This is a genomic window from Pseudonocardia hierapolitana, assembly GCF_007994075.1.
Lineage (GTDB): Bacteria > Actinomycetota > Actinomycetes > Mycobacteriales > Pseudonocardiaceae > Pseudonocardia > Pseudonocardia hierapolitana.
Window position 1 is genome coordinate 6654221 of record NZ_VIWU01000001.1, and the last position, 26349, is coordinate 6680569.

Genomic DNA, 26349 nt, shown 5'->3' on the forward strand with positions numbered 1-26349 from the left:
CGTCATGGGCATCTGCAAGCTGGGCTACGTCGGTCTCGAGGTCACCGACGTCGACGCGTGGGTGGATCTGTTCGGGCGCACGCTGGGTGTCGGGGTCACGCCCGCCAAGATCGGTACGCAGGAGGTGGCCCTGCTCGAGCTCGACGAGTTCAAGTACCGCCTCGCGCTGCATCCGTCCGCGCAGGACCGCCCGCGGGAGGTGGGGTGGATCGTCGATTCCCCGCGCGAGCTCGACAGGCTCACCCAGCGGCTGACCGACGCCGGCTTCGCTGTCGGGGAGGGATCCGCGGACGAGGTCGAGCTGCGCGGTGCCACCCGGCTCCGCTGGTTCACCGACCCCGTCGGCTACCGGGTGGAGTTGGCGGTCGGTGAGGCCAAGGTGCGGACCGGTCCGGCCCGCCCGGCCGATGCGCGACCCGGGGTCACCGGTCTCGGGCACATCGTGCTGGCCGGTCCGGAGCTCGCCGAGCTCCGTGAGCTCTACGAGTCCGTGCTCGAGTTCAGGCTGACCGACTACCGCGCTCCCGGCCTGTACTTCCTGCGCTGCAACGCCACTCACCACAGCATCGCGCTGGCGCGCGCGGACACCCCGTCCATCCACCACCTCGAGATCGAGCACGGCTCGATCGACGACGTCGGGCGCGCTCACGACCGGGCCCTGGCCAACGGCGTGCCGATCTCGATCAGCCTCGGCCGGCACATGAACGACAAGGCCATCTCGTTCTACGTCAGGAACCCCAGCGGGTTCCACCTCGAGATCGGATGCGGTGGCATCGAGGTGGGCGAGGGGTGGATCCCCCACGATTTCGGGACGTCGGACGTCTGGGGTCACCGGCACGCGGACGCCAATCCCTTCGCGTCCCCCGCATCGTGACCAGCCAACCGCCGGACCTCTTCGGATGCACCGTGCTGGACTACCGGGACTGGCTCGTCGCGGAGTTGGAGGCACTCGGCGAGCCGGTCGACCCGTGAGCCACGCCGATGTCACCTACGCGAGGTCGGGCTGTGTCATCAGCGGCGACCTCACGTGCAGTTCCAGGCTGGGGCCGGTCAGGGGCACGGTGCTCCACGTCGCCACCGCTGTCCCTGCCCCGGCGTCGACCACCAGCCGAACCCGGTGTGGCGTGGTGATGACGTAGAGGTCGGCGACGAACCTGTCGCCCTGCCAGGCACCGGTCGCGACGACGGGGCGGCCGAGCGGCGAGCTCTCCCGCCATTCGCCGTGACCGACCGCGACCTCGAAGGACGACGATCCGAGTTGGAGGAGCCAGCCGCCGTCCACCGGGTCGACGATCACTGAAGTCCCGTCTGGCAGGGCCGAATCCTCGGCCGAGGCGTCGATCCTCGTCGCCCCGGAATGGGACGCGGCAGCCGAACCCGACACCCCCGGGAGCGACAGCCGCCGCAGCCGCTCGGCGAGGATCTCGTCGTCCCGGGAGCCGTCGTCCCCGGCGGCCCTCGGCTCGTCCACGTCGGGCAGCAGGCACTCCCAGATCGCGTCGAGCACGACCTGTGCCGGCGAGTCCGCGTTCGGGTGGCCGCTGGTCACAGCGACCACGAGATCGTGCGACGGGACGACCACGCATTGCTGGCCGAAGGACCCGTTTCCGTGGAAACCGTGCCGCGACATCCAGAACTGGTACCCGTAACCGCACAGGAAGTCGGGGTTTCCGGCTCCGTCCGCGGGAGGCAGGGTCTCGACGTGCCGCCTGGTCGCGAGCTCCACCCATTCGCGCGGGACGAGCTGCCGCTCGCCCCAGCGGCCACCCCGCAGCAGCAGCTCACCGAACGCGGCGACGGCCTCGGTCGTGAGGTGCAGCCCGTGGAACCCGAAGGCGGCACCGCTCGCCACCCGGTCCCACTCGGCGTGATCGATACCCATGGGCTCGAAGAGGCGCTCGTCGAGGAACTCGGGGAGGCCGCGGCCCGTGACCCGTTCCAGCATTCGCGCAAGGACGAAGGTGGTCGGATTGTCGTAGGCGTGCCGTGTCCCCTCGGCCTCGGGAAACGGTACGCGCAGGAATCCCTTGACCAGGTCGCCCGGTTCCAGTCGCCATGCCTCGTCGAGGCTGTCCGTGCCGTGTCCGGCTGTCATGGACAGCAGGTGGTGGACGGTGATGCGGCGTCCCTGCTCGGAGACGTCGGCCGGCACGTGGTCGGGCAGTATGTCCACCACCCGGTCATCCAGTGAGAGCAGCCCGTCGGCGATCGCCAGCCCCACGGCGACCGAGGTGAACGATTTGGTCACCGAGTAGAGCAGGTGCGGGCGTTCGGCCGAGTAGGGCGCCCACCAGCCTTCGGCGACGACGTGACCGTGGCGTACCACCATGATGGAGTGACATTCGACCGATTTCGCTTCCAGTCGGTCCAGCAGCGCGGCAACCGCGCGGGACGACATCCCCGCGGCGGCCGGTTTCGACCGCGGCAGTAGGGCGCGCTGAGAAGGCACCCGAGAACGCTAACAAGCCGCCCGATCGATTTACCGACATTAACGATGGCCTCGTCTCACCGCGAGAAGCTCCCGACGAGGTCGAGGGTCCGCGCTCGGTCGGCGGAGGTCCCGAGAGGGGAGACGACGACGTCGGTGGCTCCGGCGTCGCGGAATCGGGCCAAGGCGTTGGTGATGGTCGTCTCGTCGCCGATGACGACGGTGTCGGCCGGGCTCGAGAGCCCCGCACGCCCGAGGGATGCGTGGTACGCGGGCATGTCACCGACCGCGGCGAAGTCACGAGCGAGGTTCTCGCGGGCACGGTCGGGTTCGGTGCTCAGCATCGTGATCACCTGGACCACGATGCGGATGTCGGTTCCGACGCGAGGCGCGACGTGCTCGGCGATCAGTTCGGGTGTGACCCACGTCGTCACGACCCCGTCGGTGAGCTCCCGGGCCAGTTCGAGCATGCGTGGCCCCAGTGCCGCCATCAGCAGCCTGGGGGGCGGGGCGGTGACGTCGAGCTTCGTGTCGACGGTGAAGAACTCTCCCGAGTGCCGCACGTGTTCGCCGTTCAGCAAGGGGCGTAGGACGGTCAGGTACTCGCGGGTGTGCCGAACGGGCGAGGTGTAGGGGATGCCGAGCTGGTCCTGGATGTACCAGGCATGACTCGGCCCTACTCCCAGCGTCAGCCCTCCACCGGTCGCGGCCTGCACGGTGAGGGCCTCGGTCGCGGTCGTCACCGGGTGGCGGGGATAGGCCGGTGAGTAGCTTTCGGGCACCGAGCCGGCCGATGCTGGGCCTGCACGGCCCCGATCCGGCCTGTGCGGTGGGGCGAAGGGTGCAGGCGGCGCTGGCATCCCTCGACAGCCGGGTGGCCGGCGCGATCACCGCCGAGCTCGAACAGCTCACGCTGCACGACCTTCTCGTCGCGGAGCCGTCGCCGGCTCGACCAGGGGTCTGAGCTCCCCCCGGAGTGCCGCGTCGGCGTTCCTGCGGCGTGCTGAGAACCGGGGCGCCGTCGAGGGACAACGCGAGTGCGGCGGTGCGGACTGCGGGAGCGACCCGTCTCCGGCGCCGGGGCGAGCCGCACCCGAGCGACCCTGTGGAAGGATCGGGTGCGGCAGCTCTCCGACTGCGCTCGCCCGATCCCAGCGCTCGCGACGAGTCGGAGACCGTATGGCGGAGAAGAGGACGGATGGGCACGACAGGGGGTCAGGACGTGTGGCGGCCTGGGCAGGACTGCCAGGCTGTGGCGACTGCACGGGCGTTGGGCCAGGACGTCGACCGGATCCACGGTGCGCCCTGGGGTGTCGTCGGCACCCTCGGTGACAGCGTGTGCTACATCGGCGTCAGCGACAAGGTCGACGCCATCCAGGCCGCCATGGGACGGCGGATCGGCGAGCGGGACCTTCCGGTCCGGCTGCTGGCACCGAACTACTCCGGCGGCATCTCCGACGGCCAGCGCAACGGCACGCCGCAGATGCGCTACTCGCTGATCGGTCGCGAGACGACCAACGACGGCCTGTCGCTGCACTTCGAGGGCAGCGACATCCGGGGCGTCATCGCGGTGGTGGCCTGCGACAAGCCGCCGGTCGGCACCGCCGCTGCGATCATGGAGCGCAATGTCCCCGCCGTCGTGCTCTCCGACGGCTCGATCCGCCCGGGCACGGATCCCGAGACGGGGGAGACGATCGACCTGGTCAGCTGCTTCCAGGTGGCGGGCGACCCGGACCCGGCGAAGCGGGAGCGCTGGGCGCGCAACGCCTGCCCCGGGTACGGCAGCTGCGGGGGGATGTTCACCTACAACACCATGCAGTCGTTCATCGCCCTGCTGGGCCTCGAACCGCTGCACATGGTCTCGCCCGCGTCCGAGGACCCGCGGCGGGTGGAGGTGTTCCCCGAGCAGCTCGTGGACTGCCTCGAGATCATGACCCAGCGCGGCATCACGCCGCGCGACCTGGCCACGCCTGCTGCGTTCCGCAACGCCACCATCGTGGCCATCGCGATGGGCGGCTCGACCAACGTGGTCCTGCACGCGCCCGAGATCGCCCGCGCAGCGGGCATCGACTTCTGGACAGAGGTCATGTCGCAGAAGGAGTTCAACCAGCTGTCCCGCAGCGTGCCGGTGCTGGTGAACGCCCGCCCGTTCGGCCGGTACAGCATGGTGGACATCGACGCCGTCGGGGGCGTGCAGGTCGTGGTGAAGGAGCTGCTCGACGGCGGCGTCCTCGACGGCTCGACGCTGACGTGCACGGGGGAGACCCTGGCGGAGCAGGTCGCACGGCTCGACCCGCCCGCGCCGGACGGAGAGGTCGTCTTCCGGATGGCGGAGCCGTTCAAGAAGACCGGCGGGTTGCGCATGCTGTCGGGCAACATCGCGCCGGACGGCGGGGCGGTGATCAAGCTAGCCGGCGTGGAGACCGGGATCGTCGACAACCGGTTCGTCGGCCGCGCGCGGGTGTTCGACAGCGAGCAGGACCTGCTGCGGGCACTGATCGACACGCCGGACGTCTTCGCCGACCAGGACATGGTCGTCATCCGCTACGAGGGCCCGCGGGGTGCGCCCGGCATGCCCGAGATGCTGGACCCGACCTCACGCATCACGGCCCTGTGCCGGCAGAAGGGCATCTCCGTCGCGCTGATGACGGACGCGCGCTTCTCGGGAGGGTCGGTCGGTCTGGTCATCGGCCACGTCGGATCGGAGGCGGCACTCGGCGGCCCGATCGCCCTGATCGAGGACGGCGACACGATCACCATCGACCTCGACCACGACACCCTCGACTGCACCGAGCTGGCCGACCCGGAGATCTTCCGGTCGCGCGAGCAGAGGTGGCGTGCCGAGGCGGCCGCCAACGGCGGCCAGCACCCGCTGGTGCGCCCGGTCACCGCACGGCTGCTCCGCCGCATGCGGGCCGCCGCGTCGTCGGCGATCGAGGGGGCCGGGATGGCCGAGCCTGCGGCCGGCCCCGTCCCGGTGTGACGTCACGGCGTCGCCGCCCGGAGCGGGCGGCGACGCACGTCACCGCACCACGAGGACGGGGTCAGGCCGAGTCCTCGCCGCGCTCGAAGACGACCTCGCCGCCGATCACCGTCGCCGTGACGTGCAGGTCCCTGATCCCGGCCGGGTCGATCGCGAGGATGTCCTCGCTCAGCGCGACGAAGTCCGCGAGCCGTCCGGGGGTGATCCGGCCGAGGTCGGCCTCGCGGCTGACCGCGTACGCCGATCCGTAGGTGTAGGCGGTGAGCGCCTCCGCCACGCTCACGCGTTCGGCGGGCGCGAAGTCCTGCCCTCCACCGGTGACCCGGTTGACGAGATCGTGGATCGAGACGAGCGGGTTCGCGTCCGAGACAGGGGAGTCGGTGGAGCCGGGGACGATCATGCCGGCGTCGAGCAGGGAGCGCATGCGGTACGTGCCCGCCGAGCGCTCCGGGCCGATCGCCTCGAGGATGCCGTCGCCGAAGTCGGAGATGAACACCCCCTGCGGGACGGGGATGACGCCCAGGTCGGCACACCGCCGCACCTGCTCGTCGGAGGCGATCGCGAAGTGCTCGATGCGGTGGCGCACCTCGCGCGGGTGGCGGCGCTGGGCCTCGGCGATCGCGTCGAGGACGTGGTCGATCGCCCGGTCGCCGATCGCGTGCGTGGCGACCGTCCAGCCCGCCATGTGGTACGCGACGAGGGCGGCGTGCAGCTCCTCCGGGGTGAGCTGCAGGACGCCCAGGTTGTCCGGCTCGCCGCAGTAGCACTCGTGGACCGCCGCGGAGCGGCCGATGAGCGAGCCGTCGGAGACGATCTTCACGGGCCCGACGCGCAGGCGGTGAGCGGAGTGGCGTCCTGCCATGCGGTGTGGACGGCGACGAACGCGTTCGCCGCACCCGGCCCGCGGGTCACCATGGCGACGCCCGGGGTGCCGGTGAGCTTGCCCCTCCAGCCGTTGGTGCGGAGGGGTTGAGGCTCGCGGTCCGGGTGGCGCGGCCGGCGGCGGCAGCCTCGCCTGGGTCGACGGCCACGGTCGCGTCGATGTGTGCATCGTGCGGGGCCTGCGTCATGCCGGGCAGATCGCAGGCGGGCGGACGCTGCCGCGGCGCGATTCGGACATGGCACAGTGAGGCCCTCTACGGCCAGAAGGCCTTCACCTCAGCCGACGCGCGCGAAGGTCTTGCCGCCTTCGCCGAACGCCGCCGACCGGAGTTCCCGTCCCGCCGCACCGTCACCGGTTGACGACGGTCCCTAGCGGACGAGTCTGCCTGCGACCATCGCCAGCGGGGCCCATGCGGCGCGACCCCGTCCGACCACGGCGAACGCCCGGAGCAGCACTACGGGCTCGCGCAAGGGGAGCAGGCGCACGCCGGAGCGCATCGGCATCCCCTCGGGCAGCAGGCCCACTCCGAGTCCTGCGGCGATGAGGTCCTGGACCAGGTCGAGGCTGTCGGCGCGATGCGCGATCCGGGGTGTGAAACCGGCGAGTGCGGCCAGTGCGGCGACCACCCGCTCGTCGGCGTCGTTGCGGGAGTTCACGATCCAGCCGTCATCGCGATATCGGTCCACTCCCGCGGCGGCGGGCAGGCCTCCTACGGCGGACTCGGCAGGCACCCCGAGGCCCCAACGCGCCTTCCACAGCGGAGTGACCTCGAACCGATCGTCGAAGGTCCGCGGCGAGAGCGCGTAGTCGTAGACGAGGGCGAGGTCGACCGCGTCCTCGGCGAGCAGGTCCAGTGCCTCGGCGGGCTCGTGCTCCGCGATCAGCATCCGCACCCGGGTGCTCTCCAACGAGGCCAGTAGTGGGAGCAGCGACCGCCGGATCGCCGTCGCGAACCCGGCGACCCGTACGGTGCCTTCGGGCTCGGCGGCCGGGTCCAGGTCCGAGCGGGCCGCATCCACCGCGGCGAGGATCGTGAGGGCGTGGTCGGCCAGCCGCCGTCCGGCGGGAGTGAGCCGGACCCGGCGCCCCACCGGCTCGAGCAGCACGGTTCCGGTCTCCCGCGCGAGCGCGGCGATCTGCTGCGAGACCGTCGATGTGGTGACACCCATCTCGTCGGCCACCTCGCGCATCGAGCCGAGCCGGGCCAGCGCCACCAGTAGCTCGAGGCGCCGGGTTTCCATTCATGAATCATGAACGATATGTGCGGTGAAGTCACGTGGACGCGAACGGTCGGTGTGGCTTGTACTAGGGGTCATGCGCTCCGGCCCTCGCCTCGGCACCGTGCTCGCGGTCGCCGCCATGCTCTGCGTCCAGCTCGGTCTCGCCGTGTCCGTCGGTCTCATCGACCGCCTCGGCGCCGAAGGCACGGCGTGGCTCCGGCTCGCGTTCGCCGGGCTCCTGCTGGCGGTCCTCGTCCGGCCGCCGCTGGGGGAGTTCACCCGCCGCGGCCTGCTGACCTGTGCCCTCCTCGGAGTGGTGACGGCGGGCCTCACCTTCCTGTTCATGGCGGCCGTCGCTCGGATCCCGCTCGGCACCGCGAGCGCACTGGAGTTCCTCGGCCCGCTCGGTGTCGCGATCGCGCGGGGCCGCGGACGGGTGCGTCTGTGGGCGCTCGTCGCCGCGGCCGGCGTGCTGCTGCTCACCGAGCCGTGGCACGGCGGAGCCGATCTCGTCGGCGTCGGGTTCGCGCTGGCCGCTGCCGTCTGCTGGGCCGGATACATCGTGCTGACCCAGAAGGTCGGTGACGAGGCGACCGGCCTGCGTGGCCTCGCGGTCTCGATGCCGGTCGCGGCCGTGACCGCCACCGTGGTCGTCGCACTGACGGATGCGTCGGCGGTGCTCGACGCTCTCGACCTGCAGCTGTTGCTCGTCGGGCTCGGACTCGCCGTGCTGCTCCCAGTGGTGCCGTTCAGCCTGGAGATGCTCGCGCTGCGTCGCCTCACCACAGCGGCGTTCGGCACGCTCATGGCGCTCGAGCCGGCGATCGCGCTGGCCGTGGGGCTGGTCGCACTGCACCAGGTCCCGGGCTGGAGCGCCGTCGTCGGGATCGGGTTCGTGATCGCCGCCGGCATCGGCGCCGAGCGCACCGGCGCCCGCGCCGTCGTCGGGAACGCGGAGCCGGCGCCGAGCGCACCCTGACTGCCCGCCGGCCGACGTGCTGAGAGGTCGATCCGGAACATCCGGCGCCGCTGTCGGGCAGCGAAGGACCGCCGCCCGGATTTGAAGCAGATCCAGGCCGGGCCAGCGGTCACCCGCGACAGGGCGCATCGATGGGGGGATGACTGTTGCCGGGTGAACCGAGTGATCGGCTGATGATGTACGGAGGCTCTGCACGTTCGGGCCGGCCGGAGACATGACCGCCGCCTCAGAAGCCGCCGAGGACATGGAGGCCGCCGTTGCGGTCATCGGAATGGCTGCCCGGATACCCGGCGTCGCGGCGGTGATCTCGGCCGCGAGCCGGGTCAGGGTCGCGGTGTCGGGCCCGGCGATCCGGGTGATCGCCCGGACCTTCGAGTAGGGGAGCTGCCCGGCAGCGAACGCCTCACGGATGCGCGGCAGGTTGCGCAGGGCGTGCGCCACCCGCAGACGCTCGGCGCGGCGCACGGGCGGCCGAGGTGCTGCACCGTGGCCGCCCATCGCAGCGCGCTCGCCGGCCGCGCGGAGAGCTGAACCAGCGGCGGCGAATCGGTTCCGCCTGAGCGCCCCTAGGCTCTCCAGGTGCTGATGCCCGAGGTGGCCACGGTCGGACCGGCGGGGCTGGGCGCGCGCTCCTGGCGCGGTGGGGGTGGCCGGCCGGTGCTGTTGGTGCACGGTCTGTCGTCCAACGCCCAGCTGTGGGACGGCGTCGCCGCGCGGCTCGCCGAGGCGGGTCACCCGGTGGTCGCGGTGGACCTGCGCGGTCATGGTTCGTCCGAGGACGTCCCGGACACGGACACCGACGACCTCGACGCGGCTCCGACCGACCCCACACGGTTGGCGGCCGAGGACCTCGCCGCGGTCTGCGCGGACCTCGGATGGAGCGCGCCCGTCGTCGCGGGGCACGCGTGGGGCGGCAACATCGCGCTCCAGCTCGCCGCCGACCGTCCCGGGCTCGTGCACGGGCTCGCGCTCGTCGACGGTGGGTGGTTGCACCTCGGTGACCAGTTCCCCGACCTCGACGCGGCGTGGTCGGTGCTGGCGCCGCCGCGGTTCGACGGCGTGACCTCGGCGGCGGTGCGCGCCAGCTTGCACGCAGGTCACCCGGACTGGTCGGACGCGGCCGTCGAGGGGGTGCTGGGCAACCTCCGCGAGCGGGCCGACGGCAGCGTGACGCCGCGACTGGAGCGCGAGCGGCATCGCGCGATCATCGGCAGCCTGCTCCGGCACCGGCCACGGACCCTCTACCCGTTGGTGCGGTGCCGCGTGCTGCTGCTCGCGGCGACCGGCGACGCCACCCCTGCCCGGAAGCGCGAACAGCTCACCGAAGCGGCCACCGCCCTGGCGAACGCGGAGCTCGTGGAGTTCCACGGCGGCGACCACGATCTCCACGCGCACCGGCCGGTACGGGTGGCCGAGGAGATCGCCCGGCTGGCGTGATGGCCACCCGGCTACGCGTCACCCAGGCCCCGCGGGCCGTGGCGGCGTCGCTGGTCGTCCCGCGTGCGAGGGACGGGACGTGCCCCTGCCACCGTGAGGTGGCACGATCGTCGTCGCAAGCACGCACTAGGAGGAAATATGCCTGAGGGCACCGTGAAGTGGTTCAACGGGGAAAAGGGTTTCGGCTTCATCGCCCCCGACGACGGCGGGAAGGACGTTTTCGTTCACTACTCGGCCATCCAGGGCAGCGGGTTCAAGTCGTTGGAGGAGGGCCAGCGGGTCTCCTTCGAGACCAGCCAGGGCCAGAAGGGGCCGCAGGCCGACAGCGTCCGCGTCATCTGACCATGACACGGCCGGCCCAGTAGTCCTCGAAGGCTCTGGGCGACCCTCTCGGCTCCGAGGCGATGCCAAGCCGGTGGCAACGCCTTCCGGCGTCACCACCTGACGAGGGGTCGGCTCGTAGCCGGGCGTCTCCGGGTCCGGGAACTTCGTCTCGTCGTGGTTCCCCGATCCGAGCAGCAGCAGGAGCGGCGCCCCTTTCGGCAGGCGGGCGCCGCCGAAGTCGGTCTCGCGGTTCGTGATGCGCACGAGGCTGCCGTGCAGGGCGTCGCGGCGCAGCGACTCCTCACCCCGCCCGACGCATTCGCGCCGCGGGCGGACGACGAGCTGGTCCCGATCGTGCGCACCATGGGGATCCCCTACCACCTCGTCCGCGACGCGCTGGCGCTGCGCCACGCGCTCTCGAGTAGAAGTCCCGCGAGCTCAGCAGGCCGTGTGATCATGCAGTCGTGTCCGCTGTTCAGCTCGTGGATCCGGGTCGGCTCGCCGTCGGGCCGCAACGCGGGAACGGGCCGGCGGATGAGCCCCTCGGGTTCGTTGCCGACACAGAGGATGTAGGTGCGGGGAATCGATTCCTGCGCGGGGTTGTCCATCTCGGCGGGCTGCTCGAAGCAGAGGACCGACTCGTCGCCGAGCGTGGTCGTGAGCCATGCGACGTCGTCGGGGTCGGTGACGCCGAACAGGCCGAGCGGTGCGGGGAGCTCCGGCAGCGGCGGGATGCGCCACGGTTCGTCGTCACCGGCGGCCCCGTCGATCATCATCTGGGTGACGGGCATGACGTCGATGGCGTTCTCGCCGTGCGTCGGCACCATCGCATCGACGTACACCAGGCCGGCGAGGCGTTCCGGGACGCGGTTCGCCACGGTCGAGATCACCATCCCGGCGTAGCTGTGGCCGACGAGTACGACGTCGTGCAGGTCCTCCTCGAGGACGAGACCGACGACGTCGTCGACGTGCGTGGTCAGCCCGACCTCGGGGCTCAGCAGGTGTGCCTTGTCGCCGTGACCGGTCAGTGACGGTGCGAAGACACGGTGCCCCCGTGCCTCGAGCAGCGGAGCGACGCGGTTCCACACCTGCCCGTCGTGCCACGCGCCGTGGACGAGGACGTAGGTGCTGTGCCGGGTGGGCATGGCAGTTCCTTCCGATGGGAGGGGCGCTCGGCGTCGGCCGGCGAGGCGCGCCGGTGGCGCGCTCAGCACGACGCTAGGGAGCCGATAGGTACCGATGGGTAACGTTCGGCTCGTGAGCCTTCGCCCCGGCACCGTCTTCCTCACCGACTGCCCGGCCCGGTTGGCGATCGAGATCATCGCGACCAAGTGGACCGTGGTCACGATCTTCGCCCTGAGCAAGGGCCCGTTGCGCCACGGCGAGCTCGTCGAGCTGATCGGCGGCGTCTCACGCAAGGTGCTGACGCAGACGCTCCGCCGACTGCAGGACAGCGGTCTCGTCGAGCGCCGTGTCTATGCCGAGGCGCCACCGCGGGTCGAGTACAGCCTGACCGAGCTCGGTCGCTCCCTCGAGGAGCCCATCGCGATGCTGACCGAGTGGGCGAGGACGAACGGTGAAGCGGTCGTCGGCTTCCAGGAGTCCCGGATCGACGCCGCCGACGCGTCTCCTCGTCCGCCGAACTGACGCGTGACACCGGCGCCCACCCGTAGCGGCGCGCGGTGTCAGAGGTGGAGCAGGCGTTCTGCGTTGCCGTGCGCGATCTTGCTCCGATCGGCCTCGCTGATCGGAGCGTTGCGCAGGAACTCGGTGGCCGTGCCCATGTCCTCGAACGGGTAGTCGGTCCCGAAGAGGATGTGGTCGGAGCCGAGCGCGAGGAGCGCGCACAGCAGCGGTGGGGCGTCGCACACGCCGCTGGTGGTGATGTAGAGGTTGTGCCGCAGGTAGGCCGAGGGGTTGCCGCGGGAGAGTTCGATGCCGTGGTGGTCGTGGAAGGCCCAGCGCGAGTCCAGGCGCCAGAGCGCGTAGGGCAGGCCCTCGCCCATGTGGCCGAGCAGCAGCTTGGCCTCGGGGAAGTCGTCGAAGACGCCACCGAAGACGAGCCGCAGCACGTGGGAGGCGGTGTCGGTGCCCCAGCTCCACATGGGCCCGGTGAGCTCCGGGTGCCCGGAGAGCACGTGCGGGGTGTCGACACCGTTGGCCGGTGCAGGTAGAGGGGCACGTCCAGGCCGGCGGCGTACTCCCAGACGACGCGTAGCGCGGGGTCGTCCACGGCGTACTGGTCGTGCGCCGGGCCTGCCCGCCGGCAGGTTCCGCACCCGTCCCTCCCCGCGAGCGAATCCTCGCCCAGTCCCAGTGAGATGGTCGAACTTCCGGGTCCGGCGAGGCCGGTGGAGGTGGTCAGAGCATCGGCCCGATGATCAAGCTCGCTCCCACCACGACGTCGAGCGCTCCGCACCACTCCGCGAACGAGCGTGCAACAGCACGGTTCCTGGCCAGGTGCCAGTAGTCCCACACCCCGTGAGCGAGCCAACCTGCAGCCACGAGGTATCGGGCGAGGTCGGGAGAAGCCAGCAAACCGGCCACCGCGAGTGCACCGAAGCCGACCATCCCGGCCACTTGCAGCCGAAACTCGTGGTCTCGGTGCCGTCCGTGCCCGGTACCCCAGATCGTCGCCGCCAGTGCCACGGCGAGGATGACCACGGTGGGTTCGACCCAGTCCTGCACTCCCAGGCCGACGACCAGGGCGAGGCAGACGAACAGCACGGGCCAGGTCGCGCTGCGCCGGCGCAGCAACACCACGGCCACGTAGAGCAAGGGCAGGATCGGCAGTGTGCCGGCGTAGCCCCGTGTGGTCTCATCGGTCACTTCGCCGATCAGCGCGTCCGCGCCAGCGGCGACGCCGAGGGCGGTGGGCCATCGGCGCGTCACCGCCAGCGCGACATCCGCCGGGCTCACCCGAAACCGACTGTGCTCGACTCCGCCCGCGCGACGGTGGTCCCCGTCCTCGACAGGGCTCGAGAGAAGTGTCATGTTCCCGAGCTTGGAGACGACGCCGCGCAGACCACAGGTGCGTGTTGTCACGATCCGCCCGTGCATTCTTCATGAGTGGCTGCCTTCGCTCTCCGTCGCCGATGGCAAGATCCAGGCGAATGCTGTCCAAGCGTCTTCTTCATATCCGGGGTCGGATGAGAAAGGGTCGGCGCGGCACAGACCCGAGCGAGGCAAGCATCCAGAACCGGCGTCGGCGAATCCGATCTTCGCTCCGGTACGGGGTCGCCGCCGACCACCCCGCAGCCGGAGCAGGAGCGTCAGGAACTCCGGTGGCCGGAAGCCGAGCCGCGGGATGCCGTGCCGAGCCCGACCGCCTTCACCCGATGCGCTCTGTGCCCCGATGCGGTCGAGGGTGCGTCGACCTCGTACGAAAGGACATCCGATGAAGCTCATCGTGCACGAGTTCGTCAGCCTCGACGGCGTGATGCAGAGCCCCGGCTCCCCCGAGGAGGACGCCGGCGGCGGTTTCGACCGGGGTGGATGGCAGGTGCCCTTCACCGTGGACGAGGATTTCGGCCGGATCGTCGGAGGCTGGTTCGACCACGCCGACGAGTTCCTCCTCGGCCGGTCGACGTACGAGATGATCCGCGGCTTCTGGTCCCACGTCACCGACCCCGGTGACGTCGTGGCCGCGAAGCTGAACGGTCTGCCGAAGCACGTCGTCTCGTCGACGCTCACCGACCCGGGCTGGAAGAACGTCTCGGTGATCTCCGCCGAGCCCGTCGGGGCCGTGAAGGCGCTCAAGGACCGTCCGGGCCGCGAACTGCAGGTGCACGGGAGCTGGCAGCTCGCCCGGACGCTGCACGATGCCGGACTGGTCGACGAGTACCGCTTGCTGGTGTGCCCCGTCGTCATCGGTATCGGCAAGCGGCTGTTCGACGCGGACTCAGCACCGTCGGGATTCACGCTCGTCGACAGCGCGGTGACGAGCACGGGCGCGATCCACCAGGTGCTGCGTCCGACGGCACTCCGGATCGGCGCGCACGTGGTGGAGGACGGAAAGGACGCCAGGAAGCTGACGGACTAAGACGGTATGGAGCTCCGGGTCGTCAGCGGAGCCCGGAGACGCGCAGCGTGATGTTGAGCCGGCCGCCCGCCAGCCCGGTGTCGGGCACCACGCGGTCGGGCAGCAGCTTGGGCACACCGTGGTAGGCCAGCCGGCTCTCGCCGCCGAACACGACCAGGTCGCCGGAGAGCAGCTCGACGTCGGTCCACGGCCGCCCGCGGCTCTCCGTGTTCCCGAACCGGAACACGCACGCCGCCCCGATGCTGAACGACACGACGGGGTCGGGCGCGTGCTCGTCGCTGTCGCGGTGCAGCCCCATCTTCGCGCCCTCGCCGTAATGGTTGATCAGCGCGATGTCGGGCCGGTAGTCGAGGGCCCGCTCCGGGGCGCCGTAGGCGGCGGCGACGGCCTCGCGCCCCAGATCCCCGAGCCACTCGGGGAACGGGGCCACCGGCGACCCGTCCTGGTCGTCCCGGGTGCGGGAGTAGCGGTACGGGTACCAGTGCCAGCCCAGGCACACGCTCCGCACCGACATCCGGGTGCCGTTCGGCATCACGGCCGCGCGGATCCCCGGCCCCTCGCTCGCCCACTCCCGGCAGGCACGCACGAGCTGCCGCTGCCGGTCCAGGGCGAGCCAGTCCGGCACGTGCACCGCGCCGGGGGCGAGCACCCGCCGTTCCCGGGGGACGAGCGCGGCCGTCATGGCTCCAGTGTGCCGCTCCCCGCGGATCTTGCAGCTATTCGGTGACGTGGCTGCGCGGTTCCGCGAGTCGGGTGATCGCTGCGCGACCGACGATCAGCACCACTCCGATGGCGAGGCCGCCGACGGCGAGCAGCCACGGGCGCCTGGCCAGGTCCTCGGAGAACCGCGTCCCGGCGAGGAACCCGATGCCGACCAGGACGCCCGACCGCACGATCGTGGCGGGGACCACCCAGGTGAGGAAGCGCCGGAGGCCCACCCCGGCCAGCCCTGCCGCGAGGAACGCCGGCACCGCGCCGAGGTCGACGAGCTTGGCGGAGACGACGACCTGTGGCAGATGCGCGCGGACCTGGACGGTCAGCGCCTCGCGGCGCTCGTCGGTGAGCCCGAGGCGCACCAGCATCCGCCGCGATCGGCCCTGGGCGCCGTGCCGGCCCAGCGCGTAGAGGAGCGTGTCCGCGAGGACGTCGGCCGAGACGGCGGCCAGCCACACACTCCACCACGACAGCACGCCCACGCCGGCGAGGGCAGCGGCCGTGACCGTCACGACCGGGCCTTCCAGCAGGGCGCCGACCACGACCAGGAGCACAGCCCGCAGCGGATCGTCGGCCAGCGCCGTGAGGACCGCGGCCGCGGTGGCCGTCACCGCGTGACCGGGTCGGCGGCACGTCGCGGCTGCCGCGGCGCGAGGCCGGCCAGCCGGTCGGCGGCACGGCAGCGGAAGACGACCGCGAGCGCCACGTACCAGACGAGTGCCGCGGGCACCGCGATCGCGAACAGCTCGGGCACGACCGCGAGGCCGAAGGAGGACGCGAGCACGGGCACCGCCGCCACGATCAGGAACGTCACCGCGAGCAGGGCGGCGAGCCAGGCGGGCCGCCGGTCGGGGACCGGTGCGGTCCACGTCGCGAAGAACCGGTGTGGCGGCTTCAGGAAGAGCAGCAGCACGAACGACGACAGCGTGGTGAACGCGGACATGCCGGTCTGGGCACCGAGGGTGGCCGCGGCCTCGACGAACCCGGGTTCGCTGCGGGCCACGCCGGTGCCGGCCTCGAACCTCGCGAGCTCCTCCGCGGAGATCGCGCCCGCACGGAGCCTGGCGGGGAGCCAGGCGTGGAGCAGGGCGTAGACGAGCGTGCCGAACGTCGCGGTGACGACCGCGACGGGGGCGACGAAGCGGGCGAGCGTGCGGAGGAGGTGCGGGTCGGGAGCGGTCGGGCGCGCCCACATCGTCAGGCACAGCGCCGGAATCCCCACCGTCAGCGCGGTCAGGCCGCCCTGGGCGGGGGTGTAGGGGAACGCGAGCCCCAGCGCCGTGGTGATCAGGATGACCAGTGCCTGCACGGCGAGCCGGGGCAGGAACACGTACAACGAGGTCGACAGCCCGTCGATGATCCGACGGCCCTCGGTGCGGGCGGGCAGCAACGCGGCGAACGAGTCGTCGACCAGCACGATGTCGGCGACGTCGCGGGTGACCGGGCTGCCCGAGCGCATCGCGACGCCGATGTGCGCCCGCTTAAGCGCGCGAGCGTCGTTGACGCCGTCGCCCAGCATCGCGACGTGGTGCCCGCGGCGGCGCAGCGCGGCGACGACCCGCTCCTTCTGCTCCGGCGTGACCCGCCCGTACACGGTGGTGCGTTCCACCAGCTCGTCGAGCGCGTCGTCGTCGAGGGTGTCGAGGACCGGACCGGCGACCGGGGTGCCGGCCGCGATCCCGGCCAGGTTCGCCAGCGCCGCGACCGTGCGTGGGTCGTCGCCGGAGAGCACCGTGATCGCCACCCCCTTCTCGCGGAAGCGGCGCACGCTCTCCACGACCTCGCCGCGCAGCTCGTCGACGAGTACGACCAGCGCCACCGGCGCCAAGGCGGGTAGCGCGGGCCGGCCGTCGTCGCCGCGCAGCGGCGCACCGCGGCGCGTGGCACGTGCCAGCAGCAGGACCCGCAGCCCGCGGTTCGCGCGGTCCGCGACGACCTCGTCGTCGATCCCCCAGCCGTCGATCTCAGGGCGCAGGTGCGGAGCGACCACCTCCGGCGCGCCGAGGACCCACGCCGCTCCGTCCCGGGTGACCTGCCCGGACCAGCGGAGCGAGGAGGTGAAGGCGATCTCGTCGCGCAGCGGCCACGCATCGCCGGGGACCGCGGCGGCCAGTGCGGTGCAGGTCAGGTTCGCATCTGTCACCGAGGCCGCGTACCGGCCGAGCACGGCCCGCACGTCGTCGCATCTGTTCCCGCCGAGCGGCAGGATCTCCGACACCGTCAGCCGACCGGTCGTCAGCGTGCCGGTCTTGTCGGTGCAGACGACGTCGACGTGGCTGAGCGACTCGACCGCGTTCACCTGCTGCACCAGGGCGCCGCGCTGCGCGATGCGGGCTGCGCCCCGGACGTAGGCGACGGCGACGAGGAAGAACAGGCCGTAGGGCACCAGGCCGACGAGCACCGCGGTGATCTGCACGATGGCGAGGAACGACTCTGCCCGGAGGACGGCCTGCCCCAGCACGATCCCGCTGAGGGCGAGGGTGAGGGTGATGGTCAGGCGAACGACGCTGTCGATCTGGCGCTGCAGCGGGGTCCGCTCGGTGGTGAGCTTGCGCGCCTCCATGGTGAGCCGGCCGGCGTGACTCCGTGCGCCGAGGAGATCGGCGCGCTGCCACCCGTTCCCCGCGACGCAGTGGCTGCCCGACAGCAGGGTCTCACCGACGCCGCGGGGAACCGGGTCCGGCTCGCCGGTCAGCAGCGACTCGTCGGCCTCGACGTGCCCCGCGACCACCGGCCCGTCGACGACGACCTGCCTGCCGGCGCGAACGCGCACCAGGTCGCCACGGACGACCTCCGCCGCGGGGACGACGATCTCGGCGCCGTCGCGGAGCACCTGGACGGCGGCGTCGTCCAGCAGGGAGAGCCGATCCAGCTTGCGCTTGGCGCGGCACTCCTGCGCCGCCCCGATCAGCGCGTTGGCCAGGCCGACCCCGACGCTGGTGAGGGCGTCGGCGGGGCGGTCCAGCACGAGCAGCACGACACCGATCGAGAACAGGATCGTGGTGTAGGTGGACAGGACGTGCGTCCGCACGATCGCCGCGTAGCTGCGCGACGTGCCCGTCACCGGTGCGTTGGTGGCACCTGCACGGTGTTGCTCGGCCACCTGGGCGGCGGTCAACCCGGTGGCGGGGGCGCTCGTCGTGGCCTGCCGGGTGGGGGAGACCTCGAGAGGGGGAGCGGGGGCGGGCACGGGCACTCCTGGACGGTGCGGGGATCAGCTCCCCACCACTGTCTCGGGCACCGGTGAACCAGGATCATGATGCGGGACGGAGTCCGGTAAGAGGCGGTCCGCGCCGATCGTGATCCCGATCGTGGCGCCGCCGCCCGGCCGGTTGCGGGCGAACGTCGTGCCGTCGTGCGCCTCGGCGACGTCGGCGACGATGGCCAGCCCGAGTCCCGAGCCGGGCAGCGATCGCGCGGTGCCCGCCCGGTAGAACCGGTCGAAGACCCGGTCGACGTCGCCTGCCGCGAGCCCGGGTCCGCGGTCGGAGACCGTGATCGTGCCCCGGTGCACACCGACGTCGATCGGCCCGGTGGCGCGGACGTCGAACTTGGCCGCGTTCTCGAGCAGGTTCCCGACCGCACGTTCCAGGGCGTGGCGTCGCCCGCGTGCCCGGGTGCCGTCGGACGCGATCCTGATCTCCCGCCCGGTCCGCCGCCGGGTCCGGTCGGCGGCAGCTCGGACGACCGCGGCCAGATCGACGTCGTCGTCCTCCTCGTCGGTGCGACGGGCCAACGCCAGGGTGATCAGCTCTTCGACGAGGTGGGACAGCTCCCGGGTCTCGCCCTCGACGTCGGCGAGCAGTCGCCCGCGCGACCTCGGGTCGAGCCGGTCGAGGTGGCGCAGGACGCTGGCGTTGGTGCGCAGGCTCGTCAGCGGGGTGCGGAGCTCGTGCGCGGCGTCCTGGATCAGCCGCTCCTGTGCCTCTCGCGACGCTGCGAGCCTGCGCAGCATCGTGTTGAACGAGGACGACAGCCGGGCCACCTCGTCGCGTCCCTCCACCGGCACCTCACCGGCCCCCGGTCCGGCGGCGCTGACGTCCTCGGCGATCGTGGTCAGCCGGACCAGCCGCCGGGCGATCCGGCGCGCCAGTAGCCAGCCGAGCCCCGCCGCGACCACCGTCACCAGCAGGGCGAGAAGGGTGACCTCCTTCGCGAGCCCGCTCAGCACCTGGCGGGACAGGTTGATGTCGATGCCGACCTGCACCGCTCCGCGCCCCCCGCCGAGCGCTGTGGTCAGCACCCGGTAGGCCACGCCGTGGCTGGCGTCGCCGACGGCCACCTCGGTGGTGCTCGTCGCGCCCCGCACGGTGCCGGAGGCCAGCGCGCGGTCCGCGGGCCCGACGGGGAGGGTCACCGGCCGCCCACCGAGAGGCGTGACGGTGCCATAGGGTGCGATGCGCTGCGCGATCAGCGGCCGGGACCGGTCACCGCCCCCGTCCGGCGAGCCATCGGGGAGGTCGGCGACCGGGGTGTGGAGCACTTCTTCGTACCCGTCGACGACCGCGATCGCGGCGGTCTGCAGGGCGCGGTCCACCTCGCCGGTGACGCGCTCGACCGCGGAGTAGAACGCGAGTACCCCGACCGTTGCGGCGACGGCGGCGGCGACCGCGGCGAAGGCCAGCGCGAGCCGGGTCCCGAGGTTCACGCCCGGCGCACCGTGTAGCCGACCCCGCGGATCGTGTGGATCACGGGCGGGGCGCCCGCGGCGGCCAGCTTGCGCCGCACGTACCCGATGTAGACGGCCAGGTTCTTCGAGTCGGCACCGAAGTCGTAGCCCCAGATCCGCTCGTAGACCTGTGTGTGGTCGAGCACGACCCCCGCGTTGCGCATGAGCAGTTCGAGCAGGTCGAACTCGGTCTTGGTCAGGGTCAGCTCGGTGGCCGCCCACCAGACGCGCCGGGCTGCCGGATCGAGCCGCAGGTCTCCGACCGACAGCGTGGGCTCGCGGTCGCCGTCGGCCGGGGCGGCCCGGCGCAGTAGCGCCCGCAGCCGGGCCAGGAGCTCGTCGAGCTCGAAGGGCTTCGGCAGGTAGTCGTCGGCGCCTGCGTCGAGACCGGCCACCCGATCCGGCGTCTCGACCCGCGCTGTGAGCATCAGCACCGGGATCCGGCTCCCGTCCGCGCGCAGGACCCGGCAGACCCCGAACCCGTCGAGGCCGGGCATCGTCACGTCCAGGACGAGCACGTCGAAACCTTCACGACGGGTACGGGTCAGCGCCTGCACGCCGTCGTCGACCCCGACCACGCGGTGTCCCTCGAGCTCCAGCGCGCGGCCCAGTGACTCGCGGATCGCGCGGTCGTCGTCGGCGACGAGCACGGTGTAGGCCATGGCCGTCAGCTGCCGAGCCGGGCTGCGAGCCCGTCGAGAACCATGCCGAGATGCCGTTCGAACCGCTGGTCACCGTCGTCGCGCAGGTGCCCGGCAGCTTTGACCAGTTCGGCGTCCTCGCCCAGCCAGGCGTCGCGCCCGGTGAGCGAGTACCGCCCCGGGTCGGTCTCTGCTGACTGCCCCCGCTCCTGTTCCTCGATGACGAAGCCGACCACGAACGCGGTGACCAGATCGGTGGCGTCGTCCGCCTCGGCGAGGGTGAATCCGGCCGCGGTCAAACGTGCGAGCCAGGGCTCCTTCGCCCGCACCACGTCGGGGTCGGAGATGCGCGTGCCGCTGAAGATGCGGGCGCCGTCGCGGTGGAGCAGGTACTCCGAGCGCAGGACGCGGGCGTAGGCGGCGAGGTCGTTCCGCCAACCGGAGCCGGCAGGGATCTGCGACAGGGCGCCGGTGACGCGGCGCATGACGACGGTGCTCATCTCGTCGAGCAGCTCCTGCTTGTTGCGGACGTGCCAGTACAGCGCGGGGGCCTGCACGTCGAGCCGAGCGGCGAGCGCACGGACGGTGAGGCCGTCCATGCCCTTCTCGTCGAGCAGTTCGAGTGCCGCCGCCACGATCCGTTCCCGGGAGATGCCTTTCGCCACGCTTGACACTTTAACAATGTTCAGGGACGGTGGGTATCAAACCTGCTGAACTTAGTTAAGGAGACTCTGATGCGCGCTGCAGTCGTCGGCACCCCGGACGCGGCACCCGTCTACGCGGACTTCCCGGACCCGGAGCAGCGGCCCGGCCGGGAGCCGCTGCGGCTCGTGGGTGCGGGTCTGCACCACGTCGTCCGCGGGCTGGCCTCCGGCCGCCACTACGGCAGCAACGGGGCGTACCCGCTCGTGCCGGGGGTCGACGCCGTGGCCCGGACCGAGGACGGGCGCCTGGTCTACACCGGCCTCCCCAGGCCGCCGTGGGGCACGATGGCCGAACGCCTGGTCACGCCGTTCGAGGTGGAGCTGCCCGCCGGGGCCGATCCGCTCGCGGTCGCCGCCGGCATGAACCCCGGCATGTCGGGCTGGATGCCGCTGATCGCCCGGCGCGAGGAGGTGGGCGCGCTCGGCACCGTGCTCGTCCTCGGGGCGACCGGCATGTCGGGCAGCCTGGCCGTGCGGGCGGCGCTGGCCCTCGGGGCGCACCGGGTCATCGCGGCCGGGCGCGACCCCGAGGCGCTGGAGCGGTTGCGCGGTCTCGGCGCCGTCACCGTTCCGCTCGCGCACGCCGAACCCGCCGCATGGGCGGCCGCCCTCGGCGCTGCCCTCGCCGAAGCGCCGCCCCCACTCGTGCTCGACTTCGTGTGGGGCCGCGTTGCCGAGGCCGCCTTCGCCGCGCTGGGAGGCGGCGGCGTGGACGAGAGCGCCGACATCGACTACGTGCAGATCGGGTCGCTCGCCGGAACCGACGCGGCGCTGCCCGCTGCGCTGCTGCGCAGCCGGCGGATCCGGGTGACCGGAAGTGGCACCGGGTCGGTCTCGAAGGCGCAGATGATCGCCGAGATTCCCGACGTCCTCGCCCGTTTCGCCGACGGGACCTTCGACGCGCCGTACACCGCCTACCCGCTCAGCCGCATCGGCGAGGCATGGGCGCACCAGGGGCGCACCCGCGCCGTCGTCGTCCCGGACTGATCGGGCCCGACCGAGGAAGAACGAGGAGGGCATCGTGCAGGAGCGAGCGTTGGTCGTGGGGTCGGGGATCGCCGGCATGGCCGCGGCGATCGGGCTCCGGCAGGCCGGATGGACGCCGGTGATCGTCGAGCGGGCGCCCGAGCGCCGACGGGGTGGCTACTTCGTCGGACTGATGCCGGAGGGGCGGCAGGCGGCGGTCGATCTGGGCGTCGACGGCCACCTGCACACGCGCAACCCGCCGGACGGTGGGAAGGCCTGGTCGCTGACCCGACGCGGGGACCGTGAGCCGGGTGTGGGGTTCCTGCACCAGCCGGGCGATCCCGCAGCAGTGCTCCGCGGTGACATCGAAGCCGCGCTCTGGCAGGGCATCTCCGGGGACGGGACGGCTGGCGGGCGGGTCGACGTGCGGTTCGCGACCGGGCCCGTCGCGATCGACGACACCGGCGGCGAGGTGCAGGTGCTGCTCGAGGACGCCGGCACCGGCGCGCAGTACTGCGAGGGCTTCGACCTGGTGGTCGGCGCGGACGGGCTGAGGTCGGGCGTGCGCCGGATGGTCTTCGGCCCGCACGAGGACTACATGACGACGTGGAACGCGATGATCTGCGCGTTCCAGCTCCAGGAGCAGGTGCCGTCCTTCGCCGCGGCGGACAGCATCATCAGCGCCCGCGCGGGCCGTGCCGTGTGGGTGTTCGGCTTGGCCGATCGGGCCCCGACCGTCCTGCTGACCTACCGCACCGATGACGTCGCGGGCCAGTTCACCGGATCCCCGATCCAGCGCCTGCGCACCGTCTTCTCCGGGATGGACGACCCGGCGGTGCGCCACGCGCTGGACGCCGTGGAGCAGGCTCCCGAGTTCCTGTTCGACTCGGTGCACCAGGTGAGGATGCCGCGGTGGAGCAACGGACGGGTCGTGCTGCTGGGCGATGCGGCGTGGTGTCCGAACCTCTACTCGGGAATGGGGGCGACCTCCGCTCTCCTGGGTGGTGCCGAGCTGGGCAGGGCGCTGCGCGAGAACCCGGACGAACTGGAGGCCGCACTGGCCGCGTGGGAGTCGCGGTTGCGTCCGTTCATCAGGAAGCACCAGCGGATCGCACGGTTGAAGCAGCAGATGTTCGTGCCGTCGAGCCGCCCCGCGGAGGCACTTCGCTCGGTGGTGCTGCGGCTCGCCATCAAGGCGCGGAACCGCAGGCGGGCGAAGGCTCGCTCCGGGACTTCGCTCGAGATCGAGCCCGCGTGACCTGCGAGCGCCGACGGCCCGTCGCCACGACTGCCGGTGCGCTCGGACTTCTTCAACATGCTGCCGACCACCTCCTCGACTCTCTCGGCGAAGGTGGACACCGTGATCACCGGCCGGTGGATCACCTGCCGTCACCGCTCGGCGATGTCCAGGACGACCTTCGACAGCGGGCATCCCACGCACGTCAGGACGTACCCGTCGGCCTTCTGCCGCGGCGTCAGGCAGTTCGGCCCGTTCGTCGCGACCTCCCCGCTGCGGAGCTTCACCATGCAGTCCCCGCAGTTGCCGACCGTGCACGAGTACGGCATCGGCAGCCCCGCCGCGAGCCCGGCGTCGAGGAGCGTCTGGCCGGGCTCGACCACCACCGAGCCGACCTCGCGCGTCCCGTGCTCGACGATCATCTGCTGCGGCGCGGTGGCCGTGGCGGTCGGGTCGGCTCCGCTGGTGTAGCGCTCCTGGTGCACGCGGTCGTCCGGCACGCCGAGCCCGGTCAGGACGCCCCGGACCGTGTCCATCAGCGCCTCGGGTCCGCACACGTAGTACCGGGCGTCCTCTGCCGGCCGCAGCTCGGTGAGCCAGCTGTGGACGCCCGCGGTGTCGAGCCGCCCGCGCTCCTGGGTCAGGACGTGCGTGACCGACAACCGCTCCGGGTTCTCGTTCTCCAGCCGGAGGAGCTCGTCGGCGAAGATGACCTCCTCCTCGCTGCGGTTGCTGTAGAGCAGCGCGATCCAGCCGGCGGCCGGCGCCGCCAGCAAGGTGCGGATCATGCTCATCATCGGCGTGCCACCGCTGCCCGCGGCGATCAGGACGACGTCGTGCGCCGCCGCATCGACGTGGAACGCCCCGGACGGACCGCGCAGCCACAGTCGGTCGCCGGCGCGCAGGTTCCGGTGGACGTGGGTCGAGAACCGGCCGCCTTCGACGTGCTTGACCGTGACCTCCAGCCGCGATGCCCCGGGCGCCGACGACGCGGAGTAGGCACGCCGCACCGGTCGGCCGTCGAAGTCCGCGACCAGCGTGAAGAACTGCCCGGCCCGGAAGTCGAAGGAACCCGGGCGCTCGGCGTCTTCCAGCACGAGGGTGACCGCGCTGGGCGTCTCCCGGCGCACCTCGGCGATCCGCACCTCCCGCAACGGGTTCACCGCCGCGGGATCGACGGCGGGACCCTTCGGTCGCCTGCCGCGGCGTGAGCCGACCTCGACGTCCTCGTAGCCCTCCTTCCGCAGCCCGGACCGGTAGGCGCGGTCCGTCACCAGCCGCAACACCCGGGTGATCCCGGGGATCCCCGCGACGACCTCGAGCACGCGACCGAGCAGGCCGTTCCCGGCTTCGGCCGTGTTCGCTGCGAGGTGGTCCCCGGCCAGGGCGATCAGGTCCGGCGTCGCGCCGGTCTCGAGATGCGCGGCCGCGGTCCACACCCGCGACCGGGTCACGGCGTCGCTGGCGGTGACCTCGGCGTGTTCGACGTCGATGAGCAGCGCCGCGTGCGGGGGAGTCCCGCGCAACGCCATCGTCTCCAGCAGCGCGGGATCGTCGGTGATTGAGCCCCGCCCTCTGACGTGCAGCACACCGGTCCGCCCCGGGACGAGGGCGGCGAACGAGAGCCGGTCGTCCTGGAGGAGGTTGCGGAGGCTGTCCGCGCGCTTGTTGCCCTTGCGGTCCGGGATGACGAGCGTCCGGCCGTCGAGGATCCGCGCAACGGTCTGCCGGTCCCCGCGCGGACTGGTGTCACTGCCGCCCGTCCCGTCCCAGGTGGACAGGGCGAGGAACGGGGCGGCGGCGAGGAACTCGGCGACGCCGGGTCCGCACAGCGGGCCCTCGCCCTCGACCGCGGGCGCAGGCTCGGTGGGAGCGGGTGGCTGCCACAGGCGCGAGCGGATGACGGCCTGCGCGCAGTGCACGTACGCCTCTTCGACGTCGACGAACGTCTCGGCACCCTTCCGCCTGGCCACGGAACCGTTGACGCGCAACGTCTCCCCGACGCCCGGCAGGAGGAAGACGAACGACACCGGGCCGTGCGCCTCGCCATCGGGCAGGGTGAACGACATCAGCGTGGGCGAGTGGACGCGTACGAATCCCGGTCTGCCGCCGATGAACGTCGTGCGGCTGACGCCGTCGGCGTCGCGGTAGCCGAAACCCGCGAGCGGGGAATGCGCCAGTACCGTCCGGCAGCCCTCGTCGAGGGCGCTGATCTGCTTCAGCATGATCATCGACGGCGGCCGTCCCAGTGCCCCCTCGATCTCGTCGACCGTCGTCATGCGGTGGAGTGCGCTCGACTGCATCGGAATCCCCCTCAGCCCGGTGCGGACCAGCCGTGCCGCCAGTAACCCGCGAACGAGATGTCCGCCTTCGGCACGCCGCGGTCGTTGACCAGGTGCCGCCGCACCGACGTGGCCAGCCGGGACTCGCCCGCGATCCACGCGTAGACGCGGCCGGGCGGCATCGCCGCGTGGCGAACCGCTTCCAGCACGACGGCTCCCGGTCGCTGCTCCGGGACGTCGTCGCGGCTGAACCAGTGGATTCGCACCCCGGGCGGCGCCACCACGTCACGCGCGTCGGCCGAGGTCGGCACCTCCAGGTAGACCTCTGCGGTCAGCGACGGCGGCGCCTGGTCGACGATCGCCAGGATGGCCGGCAGCGCGGTCTCGTCGCCGACGAGCAGTTGCGACTGCGCGTACTCCGGCGGCCGGTACGTGGTGCCCATGTCGAAGATGCCTGCCGGGTCCCCCGGCCGCACCCGGCGCACCCACGACGACATGGGGGAGTCGCCGTGCAGGGCGAACTCGATGTCGATCTCGTCCTCGGCGGGCCGGGCGCGGCGGATCGTCATGTTCCGGACCTGCGGGCGGACCGACTTCGGCATCAGCAGCACCTGGGCCATCCACGCCTCGTTCGACGCGGTCGGCATCCGCAGCGCGGTCTGGCCCTCGCGCGGGAAGAACAGCCGGACGGTCTGGTCGCCGCCGGCCACGATCAGGTCCTGCAGCGCCGGCCCGCCGAGGGTGAGGCTCGCGAAGCTCGGCGTCAGCGACTCGCGGCGGCGCACCTCGAGCGTGATCATCGTGCGCGCCTGGGGCAGCCGCAGCTTCGGGATCACGAGA

General features: G+C 72.1%; 26 protein-coding genes and 1 pseudogene. 11 read left to right on the forward strand and 16 right to left on the reverse strand.

The genetic code is table 11. The features are described from left to right. Positions 1-4 precede the first annotated feature (4 nt). Positions 5-874 carry a VOC family protein gene (locus FHX44_RS31515; RefSeq protein ID WP_147259103.1) on the forward strand — a complete coding sequence of 290 codons (870 nt, stop codon included), beginning with the start codon at positions 5-7 and terminating at the stop codon, positions 872-874. Positions 875-988: 114 nt separating this feature from the next. On the opposite strand, the gene FHX44_RS31520 is transcribed toward FHX44_RS31515, so the two are convergent. Together FHX44_RS31520 and FHX44_RS31525 are read right to left on the reverse strand one after the other, a co-directional pair. After that, complete coding sequence (locus tag FHX44_RS31520; protein WP_147261613.1) at positions 989-2398, reverse strand: serine hydrolase domain-containing protein; 1410 nt, start codon at positions 2396-2398, stop codon at positions 989-991. Positions 2399-2505: 107 nt separating this feature from the next. Further along, positions 2506-3171 carry an LLM class flavin-dependent oxidoreductase gene (locus tag FHX44_RS31525; protein ID WP_246170693.1) on the reverse strand — a complete coding sequence of 222 codons (666 nt, stop codon included), beginning with the start codon at positions 3169-3171 and terminating at the stop codon, positions 2506-2508. 20 nt (positions 3172-3191) lie between these two features. On the opposite strand from FHX44_RS31525, the gene FHX44_RS42390 reads away from it, so the two are divergent. Beyond that, entirely contained in the window at positions 3192-3392 is a 201-nt protein-coding gene (locus FHX44_RS42390) for a hypothetical protein (RefSeq protein ID WP_170308687.1), read from the forward strand. A 288-nt stretch (positions 3393-3680) separates the two neighbouring features. Further along, a complete protein-coding gene (locus tag FHX44_RS31530) occupies positions 3681-5411 on the forward strand; it encodes a dihydroxy-acid dehydratase domain-containing protein (RefSeq protein ID WP_246170694.1) in 1731 nt (576 codons plus the stop codon). 61 nt (positions 5412-5472) lie between these two features. Here FHX44_RS31530 and FHX44_RS31535 read toward each other — a convergent pair whose 3' ends face one another. From FHX44_RS31535 to FHX44_RS31545, 3 genes and pseudogenes are all read right to left on the reverse strand, one after another. Then, positions 5473-6363, reverse strand: a complete 891-nt coding sequence (locus FHX44_RS31535; RefSeq protein ID WP_425469205.1) for an amidohydrolase — start codon at positions 6361-6363, stop codon at positions 5473-5475. Then, positions 6258-6536: pseudogene (locus tag FHX44_RS44340) on the reverse strand (thiamine pyrophosphate-binding protein); the annotation flags it as partial. The pseudogene FHX44_RS44340 and the gene FHX44_RS31535, both read right to left, overlap by 106 nt. Before the next feature lie 126 nt (positions 6537-6662). Then, positions 6663-7535, reverse strand: a complete 873-nt coding sequence (locus FHX44_RS31545; RefSeq protein WP_147259107.1) for a LysR family transcriptional regulator — start codon at positions 7533-7535, stop codon at positions 6663-6665. 73 nt (positions 7536-7608) lie between these two features. Between FHX44_RS31545 and FHX44_RS31550 the strand changes: the two genes are divergently transcribed. The 4 genes from FHX44_RS31550 (at position 7609) to FHX44_RS31560 (ending at position 10272) form a co-directional block, all read left to right on the forward strand. Beyond that, entirely contained in the window at positions 7609-8493 is an 885-nt protein-coding gene (locus FHX44_RS31550) for an EamA family transporter (RefSeq protein ID WP_246170695.1), read from the forward strand. A 214-nt stretch (positions 8494-8707) separates the two neighbouring features. Continuing rightward, positions 8708-8872: a hypothetical protein gene (locus tag FHX44_RS42395; RefSeq protein ID WP_170309112.1), complete on the forward strand. Its 165-nt coding sequence runs from the start codon at positions 8708-8710 to the stop codon at positions 8870-8872. 206 nt (positions 8873-9078) lie between these two features. Beyond that, positions 9079-9930 (forward strand): alpha/beta fold hydrolase, encoded by an 852-nt coding sequence (locus FHX44_RS31555; protein WP_246171024.1) that lies wholly within the window; start codon positions 9079-9081, stop codon positions 9928-9930. A gap of 138 nt (positions 9931-10068) precedes the next feature. After that, positions 10069-10272, forward strand: coding sequence for a cold-shock protein (locus FHX44_RS31560; protein ID WP_147259109.1), 204 nt, complete (start codon positions 10069-10071; stop codon positions 10270-10272). Between the two features lie 356 nt (positions 10273-10628). Here the strand turns inward: FHX44_RS31560 and FHX44_RS31565 are convergent, their stop codons facing one another. Continuing rightward, entirely contained in the window at positions 10629-11399 is a 771-nt protein-coding gene (locus FHX44_RS31565) for an alpha/beta hydrolase (protein ID WP_147259110.1), read from the reverse strand. 112 nt (positions 11400-11511) lie between these two features. On the opposite strand from FHX44_RS31565, the gene FHX44_RS31570 reads away from it, so the two are divergent. Continuing rightward, the gene (locus tag FHX44_RS31570; RefSeq protein WP_246170696.1) at positions 11512-11901 is read left to right on the forward strand and encodes a winged helix-turn-helix transcriptional regulator; all 390 of its coding nucleotides are present in this window, start codon (positions 11512-11514) and stop codon (positions 11899-11901) included. 38 nt (positions 11902-11939) lie between these two features. On the opposite strand, the gene FHX44_RS31575 is transcribed toward FHX44_RS31570, so the two are convergent. Further along, complete coding sequence (locus tag FHX44_RS31575) at positions 11940-12392, reverse strand: amidohydrolase family protein (protein WP_212612739.1); 453 nt, start codon at positions 12390-12392, stop codon at positions 11940-11942. A 223-nt stretch (positions 12393-12615) separates the two neighbouring features. Then, entirely contained in the window at positions 12616-13314 is a 699-nt protein-coding gene (locus tag FHX44_RS31580; protein ID WP_147259112.1) for a hypothetical protein, read from the reverse strand. A 337-nt stretch (positions 13315-13651) separates the two neighbouring features. Here FHX44_RS31580 and FHX44_RS31585 point away from each other — a divergent pair, with 337 nt between their 5' ends. After that, positions 13652-14296, forward strand: coding sequence for a dihydrofolate reductase family protein (locus tag FHX44_RS31585; RefSeq protein WP_147259113.1), 645 nt, complete (start codon positions 13652-13654; stop codon positions 14294-14296). Positions 14297-14318: 22 nt separating this feature from the next. On the opposite strand, the gene FHX44_RS31590 is transcribed toward FHX44_RS31585, so the two are convergent. From FHX44_RS31590 to FHX44_RS31615, 6 genes are read right to left on the reverse strand one after another with little or no spacing between them, the layout of a single operon-like run. Continuing rightward, entirely contained in the window at positions 14319-14978 is a 660-nt protein-coding gene (locus FHX44_RS31590; RefSeq protein WP_147259114.1) for an alpha-ketoglutarate-dependent dioxygenase AlkB family protein, read from the reverse strand. Positions 14979-15012: 34 nt separating this feature from the next. Continuing rightward, positions 15013-15621: a DedA family protein gene (locus tag FHX44_RS31595; protein WP_147259115.1), complete on the reverse strand. Its 609-nt coding sequence runs from the start codon at positions 15619-15621 to the stop codon at positions 15013-15015. Beyond that, positions 15618-18200, reverse strand: a complete 2583-nt coding sequence (locus FHX44_RS31600) for an HAD-IC family P-type ATPase (protein ID WP_147259116.1) — start codon at positions 18198-18200, stop codon at positions 15618-15620. The genes FHX44_RS31595 and FHX44_RS31600 overlap by 4 nt, the downstream gene beginning before the upstream one ends. Positions 18201-18224: 24 nt before the next feature. After that, entirely contained in the window at positions 18225-19658 is a 1434-nt protein-coding gene (locus FHX44_RS31605; protein WP_147259117.1) for a HAMP domain-containing sensor histidine kinase, read from the reverse strand. Then, positions 19655-20341, reverse strand: a complete 687-nt coding sequence (locus FHX44_RS31610; protein ID WP_147259118.1) for a response regulator transcription factor — start codon at positions 20339-20341, stop codon at positions 19655-19657. Before FHX44_RS31610 ends, FHX44_RS31605 begins: the two co-directional genes overlap by 4 nt. Positions 20342-20346: 5 nt before the next feature. After that, complete coding sequence (locus FHX44_RS31615; protein WP_147259119.1) at positions 20347-20985, reverse strand: TetR/AcrR family transcriptional regulator C-terminal domain-containing protein; 639 nt, start codon at positions 20983-20985, stop codon at positions 20347-20349. Between the two features lie 69 nt (positions 20986-21054). On the opposite strand from FHX44_RS31615, the gene FHX44_RS31620 reads away from it, so the two are divergent. Together FHX44_RS31620 and FHX44_RS31625 are read left to right on the forward strand one after the other, a co-directional pair. Then, entirely contained in the window at positions 21055-22011 is a 957-nt protein-coding gene (locus FHX44_RS31620; protein ID WP_212612741.1) for a zinc-binding alcohol dehydrogenase family protein, read from the forward strand. 34 nt (positions 22012-22045) lie between these two features. Next, positions 22046-23248: an FAD-dependent monooxygenase gene (locus FHX44_RS31625; RefSeq protein WP_147259120.1), complete on the forward strand. Its 1203-nt coding sequence runs from the start codon at positions 22046-22048 to the stop codon at positions 23246-23248. A gap of 131 nt (positions 23249-23379) precedes the next feature. Here the strand turns inward: FHX44_RS31625 and FHX44_RS31630 are convergent, their stop codons facing one another. Together FHX44_RS31630 and FHX44_RS31635 are read right to left on the reverse strand one after the other, a co-directional pair. Next, positions 23380-25506, reverse strand: coding sequence for a 2Fe-2S iron-sulfur cluster-binding protein (locus tag FHX44_RS31630; RefSeq protein ID WP_246170697.1), 2127 nt, complete (start codon positions 25504-25506; stop codon positions 23380-23382). A 35-nt stretch (positions 25507-25541) separates the two neighbouring features. Next, positions 25542-26345, reverse strand: coding sequence for a siderophore-interacting protein (locus FHX44_RS31635; protein ID WP_147259122.1), 804 nt, complete (start codon positions 26343-26345; stop codon positions 25542-25544). Positions 26346-26349 lie beyond the last annotated feature (4 nt).

Excerpts from the sequence above, each read along its gene's own strand:
- FHX44_RS31585 (WP_147259113.1), top strand. The coding sequence starts at position 13,652 with ATGAAGCTCATCGTGCACGAGTTCGTCAGCCTCGACGGCGTGATGCAG.
- FHX44_RS31620 (WP_212612741.1), top strand. The coding sequence starts at position 21,055 with ATGCGCGCTGCAGTCGTCGGCACCCCGGACGCGGCACCCGTCTACGCG.
- FHX44_RS31515 (WP_147259103.1), top strand. The coding sequence starts at position 5 with ATGGGCATCTGCAAGCTGGGCTACGTCGGTCTCGAGGTCACCGACGTC.
- FHX44_RS31550 (WP_246170695.1), top strand. The coding sequence starts at position 7,609 with ATGCGCTCCGGCCCTCGCCTCGGCACCGTGCTCGCGGTCGCCGCCATG.
- FHX44_RS31555 (WP_246171024.1), top strand. The coding sequence starts at position 9,079 with ATGCCCGAGGTGGCCACGGTCGGACCGGCGGGGCTGGGCGCGCGCTCC.
- FHX44_RS31580 (WP_147259112.1), bottom strand. The coding sequence starts at position 13,314 with ATGCACGGGCGGATCGTGACAACACGCACCTGTGGTCTGCGCGGCGTC.
- FHX44_RS31610 (WP_147259118.1), bottom strand. The coding sequence starts at position 20,341 with ATGGCCTACACCGTGCTCGTCGCCGACGACGACCGCGCGATCCGCGAG.
- FHX44_RS31565 (WP_147259110.1), bottom strand. The coding sequence starts at position 11,399 with ATGCCCACCCGGCACAGCACCTACGTCCTCGTCCACGGCGCGTGGCAC.
- FHX44_RS31630 (WP_246170697.1), bottom strand. The coding sequence starts at position 25,506 with ATGACGACGGTCGACGAGATCGAGGGGGCACTGGGACGGCCGCCGTCG.
- FHX44_RS31545 (WP_147259107.1), bottom strand. The coding sequence starts at position 7,535 with ATGGAAACCCGGCGCCTCGAGCTACTGGTGGCGCTGGCCCGGCTCGGC.
- FHX44_RS31560 (WP_147259109.1), top strand. The coding sequence starts at position 10,069 with ATGCCTGAGGGCACCGTGAAGTGGTTCAACGGGGAAAAGGGTTTCGGC.
- FHX44_RS31590 (WP_147259114.1), bottom strand. The coding sequence starts at position 14,978 with ATGACGGCCGCGCTCGTCCCCCGGGAACGGCGGGTGCTCGCCCCCGGC.
- FHX44_RS31520 (WP_147261613.1), bottom strand. The coding sequence starts at position 2,398 with ATGTCGTCCCGCGCGGTTGCCGCGCTGCTGGACCGACTGGAAGCGAAA.
- FHX44_RS42395 (WP_170309112.1), top strand. The coding sequence starts at position 8,708 with ATGACCGCCGCCTCAGAAGCCGCCGAGGACATGGAGGCCGCCGTTGCG.